This is a genomic window from Opitutaceae bacterium, assembly GCA_015075305.1.
Lineage (GTDB): Bacteria > Verrucomicrobiota > Verrucomicrobiia > Opitutales > Opitutaceae > UBA6669.
This window is the reverse complement of the sequence record JABTUS010000011.1, coordinates 85,420-100,127: the sequence shown is the minus strand read 5'-3', so window position 1 is coordinate 100,127 and position 14,708 is coordinate 85,420. Positions and strand designations below refer to the sequence as shown.

Below are 14,708 nucleotides of genomic sequence, written 5' to 3'. Positions count from 1 at the left end.
GTCTAGTCATTTCAGCAACAGAACACTAGGCCTAAACGCGGATGCGTGGCCGGCGGCGAGAAGAAATTGTCCTCCGCCCCTATTCCTGCTCGATCACCGTCCGCAGCACGCGGGCGAGGTCGGCTATGCGATACGGCTTGGCAACAACGCCCTTGAATCCGTGCGCCCGGTGGTTTGCCAGCACGGGATCGCTGGAATAGCCGCTGGAAACAACCGCCCGCACATCGGAGTCGATCTTGAGCAGTTCCTCCATCGCCTGTCGGCCTCCCATGCCGCCCGGCACCGTCAGATCCATCACCACCACACGGAACGGCTGTCCATTCGCCAGCGCCTCCGCGTAGGAGCTCACCGCCGCCGCGCCATCGGAAACCGTCACCACCTCGAACCCGAGGCGAACCAGCAGGGCCTGCGCCATGTGGCGTATGGTTTCCTCGTCGTCCATGAAGAGCACGCGGCCGGCGAGCTTCTCCGGCAGCGCGCCTCCGGCGGGCGTGGGCGCCGGAGCGCTCGTTGCGGCCGGCAGCCAGAACTGGAACGTCGTGCCCCTGCCAGGCTCGGACGCCACCTCGATGTGCCCCTGATGCTTGCGGATGATCGAATACACCGTCGCAAGCCCCAGGCCGCTGCCGTTCTTCTTTGTGGAAAAGTAGGGATCGAAGATCCGCCCCAGGTGCTCCGGAGGAATGCCCGTGCCCGTATCGGAAATGCTGATACAAATGAACCGGCCGTCATGGAGCGGCGCGTCGCCGTTGGGGCCCACCGGTCCCTTGTGGTTTCTCAGGCGCGCATGGATCCTGCCGCCATCCGGCATCGCCTGCACCGCGTTGATCACGAGATTTTGAACCACCTGGCCGATCTGGCCCTTGTCGATGTCGGCCGGCCAGAGATCCGGCGTGACATCGACCTCGCAGCTCACCTTCGAGCCATGCAGCGCAAACGCCGCGGAATCCCGGACGACTTCGGGGAGCAGCACCGCACTCCTGACGGGGTCGCCGCCCTTCGCAAAGGTGAGCAGCTGCTGCGTGAGGTCGCGCGCGCGCAACGCGCCCTTCTCCGCCTCGGCCAGCCATCGTCCGGTCTTGCTGTTCGGAGCGGTGTCGAGCTGCGCAAGGGTCAGGTTGCCCATGACCACCGTGAGGATGTTGTTGAAATCATGGGCGATCCCGCCGGCCAGAATGCCGACCGACTCCAGCTTGGAGGCGCGCAGGATCTCGTTCTCCAGGCGCGCCCGCTCACCGATGTCCCGCACCACCAGCACCACGCCCATGGGCTCGTCCTTGTCATCGAACATCGGCGCGCACCGGCCCTCCACGAGCCGCGCCGCCCCCTGCCGGTCCAGCAGCGTCGTGTGCTGGGGAAGGTCCACCACCTTGTGCTCGAGCAATGCCTCGCGGTGGGGCACGCCGACGGCGGCCAGGGTGTTCTGATGGCGCATCATGGCGACATCCTCGATTCGCTGGCCGATCGCGCTGCCGAATCTCCAGCCCACGAGCTCCTCGGCGGCATGATTGATGAACTGGATCCTTCCGTCTGTATCGGCGGTCACCACCCCCTCGGCCATCGCCCGCAGGGTGACACTCAGGCGCTCGCGCTCGGTTGCGAGAGCCGCCTCGGCCCGCTTGGTGCCCGTCAGGTCGACGAGCATCAACTGCGTCCATTCGAAGTCGAGCTTGCCTCCGCGGACGGGCAGCCACCAGCGATAGTAGACAAGACGCGGCGTGCCGTCGATTGCGCGCAGGGTGAACTCGCCCTCGATCTGGTTGACCCCCTTCCAGATCGCCACAAACGCGCGCTGCCGCGCGAGGTAGGCGTCCTCCGCGAAAATCCAGTCAATGCGGTCCGCCACCTCCTGCTTGGAGCGCCCGCCAACGAGTTTCACCACCGCCTCGTTCATCCCCGCGGGCACGATCTGATGCAGCGAATTCGACAGCGCCGCGGGATTCTCCGCCATGTGCTTCTCGAGATCCTCGACTCCCGCGGCGCGCAGGTCGTTGATCCAGGCGCCCACGGACCGGTAGTCGTACTCCACAATGGCCACCGGCGAATGCTCGAACAGCACCCGGTAGCGCTCCTCGCTCGCGCGCAGCGCCGACTCCGCGCTGCGCCGCTCCGTTATGTCGGAGACAAATCCCTGGAGGTACATCAGCTCCCCCTTGCCGTCGCGCACAGCCCTCACGTTTTCAGAAATCCATTTGGTTGACCCGTCCGCGCAGACGGCCTCCGACTGAAAGTCCGCAACGACGTCGCTCGTCCCCAGCGCCTCCAGAAACTCGCGGCGCCGTCCCCTGTGACGGTAGACGCCCCGGCCGTTGCCGACTGTCTCAATCATCTCCGCCGGGCTCGCGTGACCCAGCATGCGCGCGAGGGCGGGGTTGACCGCCCGGTAGGTGCCGTCGGCCGTGCACTCGTAGACGCCCTCCACCGCGCTTTCAAAAAGCGTCCGGAATCGCGCCTCGCTGACTCGAAGGCGTTCCTCGGTGAGATGGCGCTCCGTGACATCCTGGGCGAGCACCACGACGGCGGGCGCCTGCGAGAACTGGTACCGGTGCAGATTGATGCTCATGTACAGCATCGAGCCATCCTTGCGGAGATGCCGCCAGACGCCGGCGAGCGTCTGGATGTTCTCATCGACTCCCCGGGTTTCAAGAGCCTGCTTGAGGCGTTCCTGCTCATCGGGCGGACGGATGTCCATGATGGACATCTGCAGGAACTCCGCGCGCGTGTACCCATAGGTCTTCTGAGCAGCCGTGTTCACCTCAAGGAATCGCAGCGTGATGAGGTCGTAGAGCCACATCGGCGACGGATTCGATTCAAAGAGCAGACGGTAGCGCGCCTCGCTCTCCCGCAGCGCCTGCTCGGCCTCCTTCTGCTCCGAAATGTCCGTGTGCGCACCCACGATCCGCCTCGGACGGCCGTCGTCATCGAACAATGCCTGGCCGCGCGACATCACCCACAGGTAGCTCCCGTCCTTGCAGCGCACGCGCACCTCGGCGCTGTAGTAGGGAACGACATGCTCGACATGCGCGCGCATCGCCGCGAGCGCGCGGTCCCTGTCGTCAGGATGCAGGCGGGACCAGAATTCCTCACGGCTGGCGGTCAGTTCTCCCGATCTGAAGCCGAGCATTTCCTTCCAGCGATCGGAGAAGAATGCACGGTCGGTTTCGAAATCATACTCCCACAACCCGACATTGAGCCCGCGCACCGCAAGCTCCCAGCGGTCCTCACTCTGCCTCAGCCTCGCCTCGGCGCGCCTCTGCTCCGTGAGGTCGGATATCGTCGCCACCGTGCGCGCCCAGTCCGGATGACCGTCTGGAGACACTATCACCGTCCATTGCATGAGGCTCTGGCGGGTCACACCCTGGGCATCCGTCAACTCGAGATCGCAGGACATTGATCGCCGGTTGGCCCAGATGCTCTCGAATATCCGTCGCATCGCCTGCTGCAGGCCTGGAGCGGTCAGCGTCGGAAAGAACTTTGCCAGCGCACCGACATCGGGCACGCCCATGAATCTCAAGGCGCGTTCGTTGCATCCCGTGACCTTGACCAGGGAGATGCACTCGCCCACCAGACCGGGATTTTCGTTGAGGTGGGCCGCCAGCTCGATCACGCCCGACGCCTTGCAGGCGTGCAGACGGTGGAGCACGCCGGTGAAATCCAGCTCAACGGTTGCAACGGGGAGGTTCTGGAAAACCTCGCGAAATCTGTTCTCCGAACGCCTGAACGCCGTGGTGTGCTGCTCAACGAGCCGCTGGAGGCGGATGTTCCAGATGACTATTCCCGCACCGATCAATCCGAGCACGCCGAGTCCGATCGCCGCCCACTGGAGCACGGCGCCCGTCACATTGAACTTTGCAGGAGGCGAGAAGACGAATCCCTCCAGGCGTTTTGTGTTCCTGGTCAGACCAAGCGCGACAAATTGGCGGGCGATTTCGTCCCAGCGTTCCGTGTTGACGTGGCCGATCTCAACCAGGCCTGGCACGACAAGTTCGCGGACGGCGGATGCCTCCTCCGCGAGCCGCGCCCTGGTTTGGCCGGGCTGGGGCCCGGGCGCATTGGCGATGATGTAGTCGATTATGAAATTGGGGTCTGCCATCGCATATGCCCAGCCCCTGTTCACTGCGGAGCGCATCCGTGCCACACGGTCCGGGTTGCGCGCCGCCTCCTGTTCACTCGTGAACAGGCCATCCCCGTAAAAATCGACCCCATACGCGGCCGGTTGCAGAACGCGGTAGTCCGCATCGTCCAGCTGCAACTGGGGGCGATTTGCGAAATAGATCGCCATGGCATCCGCATCGCCATCGCGAATCTCGTTTGTGCCGGGATAGGTCGGAACCACCTCAATACCGTCGCGACGCACGCCTTCCAGCAGCATCATTGTCCACAGCTCAATGTCGCGCGGCAGGGCGGCAATCGCCACCCGTCGCGCCGAAAGGTCGCTGGGCGTCCGGATCGGTGAGCTGCCCGCGATGGCGATTCCGAGTGCGGAATGCTGGAAAATGGCGGAGACCAGAACCACAGGCCTTCCGTTCAAGCGTTCAAGGAGAACCTCGGAGCCCGCTATGCCATAGACTGCCCGGCCGGAAACGACGTCAGAGACCGGAGATGATCCCGGGCGCGCAGGATCGAGGCGGACCTCGAGGCCGGCTTCACGAAAGTATCCTTTTGCCTGCGCCGCATAATAGCCTGCGAATCGAAAGCCGTGGGCATCGGGCAGGCTGACAACGATGGATTGGGCGGCGGGTGGCTTGGATGAATCCGCGCGGAGGCGTGCCTGTGCTTCGACCAGCAGGAGGAGCGAAAGATACAGGCAAGTCCAGCGCAGTAACCGGGGCAAAAACCGTGGACTCATCGGAAGACGTCTTTTTACGCAACGGGCCTCACCCGCATTTGTCGAGCGAATCGATCCTCCGGGAATATCCCCAGATGTCATTTTCACCTGGCTTTAACGTTGGCAAAAGCTTCGGGTTACCCCAAAGTGAGCCATGGCCACCCCTCCAGCAGATGTTGTTTGGGTGTTCCCGCCGCTGGAGGGGGGACGCAGGCAACACTGGAGGGGCACGCTTCGTCGTGCCCGGTTCGACTTCGCCACCCCCAGGCGAATTTTCAGAATTCAACCCGTGTCTTATTCAATGGGAATTCTTCAGCCTCGTGAATCCTCACGCAACCCCGGCAATGACCATGCATGCTCAATCGACTCTCGCACAGCTCGTTGATGTGCTCGGATTGACTGAGGTGCGATCCTTGGTCGAATTGTACCTCGATCACACGGCCGCGGAACTCCAGCGGCTCGCTGCTCTTCCGGTCGACAAGCAAATCATGACCGTGCATGCGATCAAAGGCAGTTCCTCCCAACTCGGCGCAAAGGTATTTGCCGCCCAATGCCGCGCCATGGAGATGCAGCTTCGCGACACCCGCCAGGCCTTGACCAGCGTTGAGTTGGAAGCTCTGCAACAGGAGTTCTCAACGGCCGGCGAGTCGTTCCGCGTGTGGCTGCGGGAAACCAACCCGCAGGACCCATGATTGCACGGTACCGGCCGAACCTCACCGTCCCGCAGCCATTCCAGGAAAACGCGCCAGACCGATGGCGCGGCGGTCAGACCTTGATCAGTCCCTGCTGAACACACCAGCGAACAAGGCTGGCGACCTCGCGGACCTCCACCTTGTCCATAATGTTGGCGCGATGCTTTTCGACTGTGCGTACGGACAGATTGAGCTTGGACGCGAGCTCCTTGGAGGAAAGACCCGAGGCTACGCCGATGGCGACCTCCAGTTCGCGCGGTGTCAGAGGATTTTTCAGTGGTACCGGGGCGACTGCCGGCAGGGGGGACAGGGGAGGTTTGGCCGGAGTGCTCGAGGAGAAGAACATCCCGCCCGCCAGTACTTTTTCAACCGCCTCCAAGACCACCTTGAGCGGTTCGGTTTTAGCCACAAATCCGTGCACGCCCATCTCAATCAGCTGCGCAGGCAAACGTTCTTCGGCGTGACTCGTCAGCACGAGGATGCGTGTGCCGGGAAGCTTCGATCGCACTTCCTTCGCGATGTCGATGCCATGCATGCTCGGCAGGAAGAGGTCAACCACCAGCAAATCAGGCTTGTCCCGAAGACAGGCTTCAAGCCCATCCCTTCCGTCGAAGAAATCTCCCACCACCGTCACCTTCGGCATTTGGCGAAATGCCATTGTCATCAATTCGCGAAAGACGGTTTCGTCTTCGATGATCACAATCCGGTGCTTGTTCATGGGATCCGGGTAAGTAGAACTACTCCCCTGCCCAGAGTAAAGCTTTCGCTCATGGGGCATTTGTTCGAGTACGCGCATGTAGCCAAAGGAATCGGCGCAAACTGCGGAAGTCTTCAGGCAGAAAGCACATCGGATCGGAATCAAAGGGAATTGAATTGGCAGGTGCCCAGGATGCTGTGAGCAGACGAGCGTGTTCTTCCGCTGACAAACGCACCGTCCATGGGCAATCTACACACGGGGAGCCACTTAAGCGTGCCCGTGCCGCCGTGGGGTTCTGGCGTTTGCAGCGGCCATCCGCTGTTTGCTGGCGATAAGAATTCCGGCAGACAGTGATTTCCGGGTAGACGCAGGCCTTGAAGAGCTGTCCGACCGCCACCTTCAGCAAAGTCATTGCCTGTGACTTGCCGCCGCCAACAGCCTGCCCCGTCGCATCAGTCGCAGACTTTCCCTTGTCAGGATCGGTGCCGGCAAACGATCTCAGGACGCGCTCGGTCCAATCTGGCAATTCCGGCAATTCCGTGTCTGTCGCTTCACGCTCCGCGCCGCGACTCAGCGGCTGGGGCCAGCCATGGGCGTCGACGATGTTCCATATTGCCCCGCAGCACTGGCGAAGCGGCTCGGGATCCAGCTCGATCCCGGCGTTGGAGCGCACATAACGGGCGAGGCAGCGGGCTGACAACAACTGAAAGCACTCCCGGACACCGCCGCCCGCAAGAGACAGGCTGTGGCGGAATTCCACCCATTCCGAGTCAGACAATTGGACGGTACTCATGAGTGGTTGAGCTGTTTCGAGATCGATTGAGCAATCACCAGGCCTGGCAGTGGATTTGTATTGAGTACTCGGCAAAACATGCGTGGCCACTTATGGCGGTGGCAGAATTCGGCGGCAACGTGTTGAACCCTCTTCAGGACACTTCCTGAATCCATCCAGGGCTTCTTCCAGACAAACCTGCATGTGAGTGTGAGCAAGAATGCGGCGCAGGACCCAGTGAGAGATCAAAGTGAGGCGCAAGGTTGGAAATTCGATGCCGGCCGACACAAACTTCCACCTGCCATGCTGGTGCTGACCGGAGCATCATTGAGAATCAATTGTGCGCCCAAGGAATAGGATCCGATTCTCCTCCATTTCAAATTCCTGAATTTCTTTGCAATGACGGGCAAACGCCTCGCGAAACCAGCCTCGTGTGTGCCATTCCGGCAAGGGAGAGGCTCCATGTTCGGCCCAAAGTTCGGATGGCATGAATTCAAAAAGCAGAAAACCCGAGGATAGCGCTGTGAGCTGATCCAGGACAGCATGGACATTGTACTTCTGGTCCAGCAGGAGGAGATGCGATTGCCCCAGGACAACCACTGCATCGACCCGCAGTCGGTCCGCCTGTGGAATACCCAGCACTGATGGCAGTGGGGCCATGAAATCGCTGGAGATGGTGTGAATCTTTGGATGCCCGCTCCGCAGCCTTCGATAGGCAAGATCCAGTGCACGGTGGTCCGCATCAAGCGACAGCACCCTGTCCACAGCGGGCAGCTTCGAGAGCAACAGGGAAAATTCATTTTCACTGCCGCCAATGTTCATGACGGTCCTGACCCGCAGGGAACCGACCAGGTCCAGAATCTTCCCTGCGCGAGCGGCGGACTGAACATTGTGATCCGCCCGGTCACGGCTGCATCGGGCAGCGTGCCGCCTCTCCGGTTCAATCAATTCAATGGCTCTCCGCAACTGCTGCACCCGGGTGGACTTGAATGGCGGAATCCTTGCCCTTCGCATCCAGTTGAATGCTCCGCCCAGGGCTCGACCATGCTTCTCCACCATTTCCTTTTCTGAGGCTTGCTGGGCGAAGACATACATCCCCAGGATTCGTGCCAGCATTCTTGAAGCCCTCTTTGGCGGGAATCGAAGCACCGGGAATCTGAGACGCAGGGCGGCGTCATCACTGATCACTTCTCCCCCCAGGATCAGCCGCCGCGCAAGAAAGGCGCCCTGACTTCTCCAAATCCGCAGTGTGGTCAGGAAAAAATTCCTGAACTCACGTTCAGCCACCCAGCCGACGGAGTCCGGCGATCTCCTGACGAAGCTGCCAATGTCGACAAACACCGGCGTGCAGCCCGAGAACACAATGTTGTATCCGTGGGCATCCTTGAGTTCGTACCCATGGTCGGAAGCGTGTTCGGCCACCTTCAGCACATGAAGCCCCGCGTCCTTGATCATGGAGAACGACCATTCGACGGGATAGGTTGCGAAAGGAATCTCGTCGTGCTCGAGAACCGTGCCCCCGCGGGCGGTCTGCAGGCTGGTGATCCGCGTGGCGGGGGCCCATCCCTTCTCGACAAGGCCCTGCCACAGCCCGCTGGCCCAGAAATCCTCAAACTCCCGCTGAATCGACCTGTTCAACTCGCGCAGGAACCGCCCCCGCCAGCGAAAAACCGTTCCAAAGTCATCGCTGCGCGAAAGCGGATGGGGAACCGCCTCGGAGTCTGGAATGATCATCGTCATCAGCAGTTCGCACCGATTTCCCCTTCCCCAATCAAAAGGGGTCAAACCTCACTATTACAACTTTTCCAGTCTGCGCAGCAGTTTTGCGGCATCGGGGCGCAGGCCCCTGTGGCATTCCGCGACATAGCGCGACAAGGCGTTTGGCGCTCCCATCGCCAGAGCCTGCGCAAGCCACGGATTTGATGCCGTGGTCGTTCGCCGCAGATGGGCGGCGATCGCCACCTTCCAGTTCGCCGCCTTGGCCGCTTTCGGAGCCTCCCGCTCCCTGCGACCCAGTGCCGCCAGAGCGCGCCCAAGCGATCTGTTCCAACCCATCTGCCTGAATTCCGACGCATCGGTCTCCGCCTGAATCTCTTTTCCCAGCTTCCTGTGGTCGTCCAGCAGCCCTTGCTTGAACTCAGCGCCTCCGAGAGCCCACCCCTTGCACATCTTGTCGAAAGCCAGGCCCTTTTGCGCAGTTTCCTCTTCGGACAGCCAAGCCAGGTAATTGTGATAGCTTCTCCATCCCTCGGGTTTGTCGGGCAGGGTGCCAGCCGCACTTAGAATCGCCTCGAACGAAAGACTTGCCGGGCGCTTCGTCTTCTTCGTCAGGTACCAGTAGCTGCTGTGACGATAGCTCGCAAGCGTCTCCATCGTCAGGAATTTCGCCCGCACCGGATTCAAGTGGATGTAATGTCCAACCGCTCCAAGCACCGGCATGTCCTCCAGCAGCAGCGCCTGGTAGCGCCCTTGGAACACATGCCCCCGCTCTCCCCTGAACCTGTTGAACCGATTGGCGTACGTCGACTGCAGCCACTTCATTCCAGCCACAAGATTCGCATCGGGCGTTTCCAGCGCCAGATGGTAGTGGTTCCTCATGATGATGAACGCATGCACCCGCCACGCGGCCTTCGCCGCCGCCTCGAACAGGCACCCCTCGAACGCATCCTTCGCCCCGTCCTCCTCAAAGATGTCCCCCCTGTAGTTTCCACGATTGAAAACGTGATACATCGCCCCTGCGTACTCCAGTCTCAGCTTCCTTGCCATCCCAGCACGCTTCCGCAGGGAGCATAGCCAGGTCAATGTGAAAAGTGAGGTTTGACCCCTTTGGCTTGGGGATTGGAGTTTTTGGGTTTTATCCAAGTTGGGCTTTGACCGGGGGAATGGGCGCGATTCGGTTGTGGGGACAGACTGTTCGGGGCTGTGGGTGGCATCTTTGCCGATCGGCGGGAATCGGGGAAAGAGTCGAGTGGCGTAAATGCATGCGCCGGTTTGGCGGGAATGGCGGGCGGGTGCCGGCAGGCCTTCCGGGCAGCAGATCGATCTTTCGCGATTTGCGTGATTGATGGCTGGCAAGAGTCACTAAATGAAAGCGGCAAATGCCTTGATCATTGAGATTTACAGATCATCCACGTCTCGGGAGGATCTTCCGCGCACGATTACGCAACATGCGGCAACCCTTGATGTCCCAGCTTATTGTCATGCATGCTTCTTTTACTACCCGTCTCGCGGCCCTTGCCGCGGTCACTTCTCTCATCCTCCTGGCTGCGGGTTGCAGCACGTTCGACAGCAGATCCAAGGAAAAGTCCGAGGTCTTCAACGCGCTCGATTCCCACACCCAGCAGCGTCTCAAGAAGGGCGAGATTGCGCTGGGTGACACCGCCGACCTGGTCTACATCGCCCTCGGAAATCCCGACGAGCGCAAGAGTTCAACCACGAAGGCGGGCGAAAAGCTGACGTGGATCTACAACGTCTACTGGCAGGAATACGCCGGCACCGTTCATACGGGATATCGTCGCATCGTCATCTACGATCCGCAGTCCAAGCGCTATTTCGTCTATCTCGAGCCGGTGCAGACCGACGTCTATCGCCAGCGGTCCGAGGAGCGGATTCGTGTGGAGTTCCTCAACGGGCGCGTCACCTCCGTCGAGCAGACCAAACCCTGATTTCGCCGGCATCCCGCCCCACACGCAGACCTGCGACCCGCTTTCACCCGCGGGCGGTTTGTCCATAATAGGCGCCCGCCCCGTGCTTTCGGGTGAAATGCTTCCGCAGCAGCTCCGGTTCGATCGGCGTGAGTCCGGGCGCCAGTTGCAGGCTGACCCACGCAAGGTGCGCCACGCATTCCATGGCAACCGCCACCTCGACCGCCGTCATCACGTTCTCCGCCCAGGCAAAGGGTCCGTGCCGAATCACCAGCGCGCCAGGGCAGGCCAGCGGCTTCAGCGTCAATCGCTCAAGGCATTCGAGCATCACCGCGCCGGTGTTCCACTCGTAGTCGCCCGCAATCTCCCCCGGCGTCATGTGCCGCGTGACGGGGATGTCGCACGAAAAATAGTCGGCGTGCGTCGTTCCCAGAATGGGAATGGACCTGCCCGCCTGCGCGAAGGCCGTGGCATGCGTTGAGTGCGTATGCACCACACCTCCAATGTTCGAAAAACCCAGGTAGAGCCGGCGGTGCGTGGGTGTGTCCGACGACGGACGCAGCACTCCCTCGACAACTCTCCCATCGAGATCGACAACCACCATGTCCTCCGCCCGCAGGTCGTCGTAGGCAACTCCACTGGGCTTGATCGCGAACACACCGCGGCTTCGATCGACCGCACTTGCGTTTCCAAACGTCAGATTGATCAGCCCTTTCCGCGGAAGCTGGCGATTCGCCTCGAAGGCTTCGTGCTTCAGGGAGTGATAGGATGAGGCCATGTCGGGGAGGACGGTGCGTTTGGGCCAGTATTGTGATGATGCACGACTGAAGATCCTAGGCCCGAAAACCCTGCGCCAGGTGGCAATACACTTCGTTGTTGCGCAATGTCTGCTTGAAGTCAGCCAGTCGCGTTGTCGCATCGATCGTCACGAGCTCGACACCCGCAATCGTCGCAAAGTCTTCGAGCATTTCCGTTGTCACCGCCTGGCTGTATCCCGTGTGGTGGGCGCCTCCCGCCAGTATCCATGCGGCGCACGCGGTCTTGAAATCCGGTTTGCACTCCCACACCGCGCGCGCCACCGGCAGCCGAGGCAGGCGCGGCGGTCTGATTGCAGTGACTTCATTGACAATCAATCGGAAACGATGGCCCAGATCCACCAGCGAGGCATTCAGCGCCGGACCGGCCGCTCCGTCGAAGACGAGTCGCACGGGATCCTCCTTCCCTCCGATTCCCAGCGGATGGATTTCCAGCGATGGCTTTCCCGCGGCGATCGTGCTGCAGATTTCAAGCATGTGCGCGCCGAGCACCTGGTGACCCTTCGGCGAAAGATGATACGTGTAGTCCTCCATGAAGGAAGTGCCGCCCTTCAACCCATGCGCCATCACCTTCATCGCGCGCACCAGCACCGCTGTTTTCCAGTCGCCTTCGCCGGCGAATCCGTACCCATCCGCCATCAGGCGCTGCGGCGCGAGGCCCGGCAACTGTCTCAGTCCGTGAAGATCCTCGAAAGTCGTTGTGAATCCCTTGAAGCCGCCTTCCTCCAGAAACGCACGGATCCCCAGTTCAAGCCGCGCTCCGTAAAGCAGAGCGTCGTGGCGCGATCCGCGCTTTCTGAGTGCCGGGGCGACCCTGTACGCACGCTCATATTCCGCGCAGAGCGCCGAAGCATCCGCTGAAGCGACGGCGTTCACCCTGGCCGCGAGATCGCCGACGCCATGTGTGTTCACCGAAAAACCAAACCGCATCTCCGCGGAAACCTTGTCGCCCTCCGTCACCGCCACCTCGCGCATGTTGTCGCCAAACCGCACAAAACGCGCGCCCTGCATGTCATGCCAGGCATGCGCCGCGCGCATCCACGCCGCGATTCGCGCCTGGACCTCCGCGTCGCTCCAGTGTCCCACCACCACCTTGCGTCCGAGTCGCAGACGCGTGTGGATGAAACCGGCCTCACGATCCCCGTGCGCCGCCTGGTTGAGGTTCATGAAATCCATGTCGATGGATCCCCAGGGCAGGTCGCGGTTGAACTGCGTGTGCAGGTGCAGGAAGGGCTTCTTCAGCAGCGTGAGCCCCCTGATCCACATCTTTGATGGCGAGAACGTGTGCATCCACACCACCAGCCCGGCGCAGTCCGAAGAGGAGTTGGCATCGATGCAAAGCTGTGTGATCTCATCCGGCGTTGTCAGCAGCGCCTTGTACTCCAGCGGCAGGGGCAGTCTCCGGGAAACCGTGAGTCCGTCGACAACCGCCGCTGCGTTGGCCGCAACCTGCCGAAGCGGCCCTTCGCCATAGAGGTGCTGCGATCCACAAACAAACCAGATGCGGGGAGTCGTGAGCGCTTTCATGGGAATCGCCCTATTTGCTGCGGGCAACCCGACTCTGGGCCGTGTCCTTGATTTCCAGCAGCCGCTTCATCACGCCGGAAAAATCCGCCGCACGGTTCACGCCTCCGAAGCCATCGTGGAGCACGCGATACTGTTCGTACAACTGATCGTAGACCTTTTTTGCCGGTGGCTTCGGCCGGTGGGAAACCTTCTTCAAGGATGTCATGCGCCTTTGCGCCGACGAAAAATCCGGATGCGCTCCGGCCAGCACGGCTGCGGAAATCGCGGCCCCGAGCGCGCAGGCCTGGCTCGATCCGGCGAGCAGCATGGTGCAGCCGGTGACGTCGGCGTAGATCTGCATGAGCAGCGGATTTTTCTCCGCAATGCCTCCGGCGCAGACGATGCGGTCAATGCGCACGCCGTACTCGCGGATCCGTTCGATGATCGCACGGGCGCCAAAGGCTGTGCCCTCGATGAGCGCACGATAGATTTCGGCCTTTGTGCTGTACAGTGTCTGGCCGACGAGGAGGCCGGTGAGAAGCTGGTCGACCAGGACCGTGCGGTTTCCATTGTTCCAGTCGAGCGCGAGCAGCCCGCTCTCCCCCGGCTTCAAACGTGACGCCTCTTTTGTCAGCGACGCATGAAGCCTGACATCCCCCAGCACGCCTTCCACGAACCATTTGAAGATGTCGCCCACCGCGGACTGCCCCGCCTCAATCCCGTAGTGCCCCGGGAGGATCGCTCCCTTGACGATGCCGCAGATTCCCGGGATGTCGGGCACGGTCCTGTCAGCGCGAACGACGGCGCAGTCGCACGCCGATGTGCCGATGACTTTGACGACCGTGCCCTCCGCCACGCCGCTGCCGATCGCGCCGTAGTGCACGTCCATTTCTCCGATGGCGATGGGAATGCCGGGCTTCAGGCCCAGGCGGCGCGCCCATTCCTGGCACAGCCCTCCAGCGGCGCGGCTCGCATCCCAGGCCTGTTCGTAAAGCCGGTCCCGCAGGTCCGCGAGCGCTGGGTCGAGCCGTGCAAGAAACTCCTTGTCGGGCAGCCCGCCCCAGTCATCCGCGTAGAGCGCCTTGTGTCCGGCACAGCACACGCCGCGCTGGATCTCCCGCGGATCCGAAATCCCGGCGAGGATCGACGGGATCCAGTCAGCCAGCTCCACCCACGAATATGCCGCGCGAAACACCGCGGGGTCCTCGCGCAGACAGTGCAGAATCTTCGACCAGAACCATTCCGACGAGTAGGTGTTGCCGCATTTGGCGATGTACTGCGGCCGCATCTCCGCGGCGAGCCGTGTGATTTCCGCCGCCTCGCGGTGGCCGGTGTGATCCTTCCAGAGCCAGCACTGCGCATTGGGATTCCGCTTCCAGCGGGAACTGAAGGCGAGCGGCACGTTTCGCTCATCGACCGGCATCGGGCTCGAACCCGTGGTGTCGACACCGATGCCAACGACCTTGTCGGCATCGAAACCCTTCCTCCGTTTCGCCTGCGCCAGTGCACCGCGCACGCATTTCTCCAGACCGTAAATATAGTCAGCCGGATTCTGGCGCGCCAGATGGTGGTTTCTCGGATCCAGCAGGACGCCCTGAGTTCCGCTCGGGTAGTTGACAACCTCCACGCCAAATTCGGCGCCGTCGGAACACCGCACAATCAGGGCGCGAACCGAGTTCGTTCCATAGTCAATGCCAAGGGAGTATGCCATAGTTCGAGCCGCCAGACCAATCCCGCCGCGTTCCCGGCGCAAC

The 14,708-nt window shown here is 61.6% G+C and carries 10 protein-coding genes; 2 read left to right on the top strand and 8 right to left on the bottom strand.

The window, feature by feature from the left end; all coding sequences use genetic code 11:
• Nucleotides 1-79 precede the first annotated feature (79 nt).
• On the bottom strand, nt 80-4,834 hold the full coding sequence (locus HS122_18950; GenBank protein ID MBE7540473.1) for a PAS domain S-box protein: 4,755 nt from the start codon (nt 4,832-4,834) through the stop codon (nt 80-82).
• A 344-nt stretch (nt 4,835-5,178) separates the two neighbouring features.
• Here HS122_18950 and HS122_18945 point away from each other — a divergent pair, with 344 nt between their 5' ends.
• Nucleotides 5,179-5,520 (top strand): Hpt domain-containing protein, encoded by a 342-nt coding sequence (locus HS122_18945; GenBank protein ID MBE7540472.1) that lies wholly within the window; start codon nt 5,179-5,181, stop codon nt 5,518-5,520.
• A 73-nt stretch (nt 5,521-5,593) separates the two neighbouring features.
• Here HS122_18945 and HS122_18940 read toward each other — a convergent pair whose 3' ends face one another.
• From HS122_18940 to HS122_18925, 4 genes are all read right to left on the bottom strand, one after another.
• Nucleotides 5,594-6,316, bottom strand: coding sequence for a response regulator transcription factor (locus HS122_18940; protein ID MBE7540471.1), 723 nt, complete (start codon nt 6,314-6,316; stop codon nt 5,594-5,596).
• Nucleotides 6,288-7,010 (bottom strand): hypothetical protein, encoded by a 723-nt coding sequence (locus HS122_18935; protein ID MBE7540470.1) that lies wholly within the window; start codon nt 7,008-7,010, stop codon nt 6,288-6,290. The genes HS122_18940 and HS122_18935 overlap by 29 nt, the downstream gene beginning before the upstream one ends.
• Before the next feature lie 303 nt (nt 7,011-7,313).
• On the bottom strand, nt 7,314-8,723 hold the full coding sequence (locus tag HS122_18930; protein MBE7540469.1) for a hypothetical protein: 1,410 nt from the start codon (nt 8,721-8,723) through the stop codon (nt 7,314-7,316).
• Between the two features lie 60 nt (nt 8,724-8,783).
• Nucleotides 8,784-9,755 (bottom strand): transposase, encoded by a 972-nt coding sequence (locus HS122_18925; protein ID MBE7540468.1) that lies wholly within the window; start codon nt 9,753-9,755, stop codon nt 8,784-8,786.
• Between the two features lie 488 nt (nt 9,756-10,243).
• Here HS122_18925 and HS122_18920 point away from each other — a divergent pair, with 488 nt between their 5' ends.
• Nucleotides 10,244-10,654, top strand: coding sequence for a hypothetical protein (locus tag HS122_18920; GenBank protein ID MBE7540467.1), 411 nt, complete (start codon nt 10,244-10,246; stop codon nt 10,652-10,654).
• A 43-nt stretch (nt 10,655-10,697) separates the two neighbouring features.
• Here HS122_18920 and araD read toward each other — a convergent pair whose 3' ends face one another.
• Genes araD through HS122_18905 form a run of 3 tightly spaced genes read right to left on the bottom strand, consistent with a single transcriptional unit; the run spans nt 10,698 to nt 14,665 of the window.
• The gene (araD, locus tag HS122_18915; protein ID MBE7540466.1) at nt 10,698-11,411 is read right to left on the bottom strand and encodes an L-ribulose-5-phosphate 4-epimerase AraD; all 714 of its coding nucleotides are present in this window, start codon (nt 11,409-11,411) and stop codon (nt 10,698-10,700) included.
• A gap of 55 nt (nt 11,412-11,466) precedes the next feature.
• Nucleotides 11,467-12,975 carry an L-arabinose isomerase gene (gene araA, locus HS122_18910; GenBank protein MBE7540465.1) on the bottom strand — a complete coding sequence of 503 codons (1,509 nt, stop codon included), beginning with the start codon at nt 12,973-12,975 and terminating at the stop codon, nt 11,467-11,469.
• A gap of 10 nt (nt 12,976-12,985) precedes the next feature.
• Nucleotides 12,986-14,665, bottom strand: coding sequence for a ribulokinase (locus HS122_18905; GenBank protein MBE7540464.1), 1,680 nt, complete (start codon nt 14,663-14,665; stop codon nt 12,986-12,988).
• Nucleotides 14,666-14,708: the final 43 nt, after the last annotated feature.

Coding starts and splice junctions, on each gene's coding strand:
- HS122_18905 (MBE7540464.1), bottom strand. CDS start 14,665: ATGGCATACTCCCTTGGCATTGACTATGGAACGAACTCGGTTCGCGCC.
- HS122_18940 (MBE7540471.1), bottom strand. CDS start 6,316: ATGCGCGTACTCGAACAAATGCCCCATGAGCGAAAGCTTTACTCTGGG.
- HS122_18935 (MBE7540470.1), bottom strand. CDS start 7,010: ATGAGTACCGTCCAATTGTCTGACTCGGAATGGGTGGAATTCCGCCAC.
- araA (MBE7540465.1), bottom strand. CDS start 12,975: ATGAAAGCGCTCACGACTCCCCGCATCTGGTTTGTTTGTGGATCGCAG.
- HS122_18930 (MBE7540469.1), bottom strand. CDS start 8,723: ATGATCATTCCAGACTCCGAGGCGGTTCCCCATCCGCTTTCGCGCAGC.
- araD (MBE7540466.1), bottom strand. CDS start 11,411: ATGGCCTCATCCTATCACTCCCTGAAGCACGAAGCCTTCGAGGCGAAT.
- HS122_18945 (MBE7540472.1), top strand. CDS start 5,179: ATGCATGCTCAATCGACTCTCGCACAGCTCGTTGATGTGCTCGGATTG.
- HS122_18925 (MBE7540468.1), bottom strand. CDS start 9,755: ATGGCAAGGAAGCTGAGACTGGAGTACGCAGGGGCGATGTATCACGTT.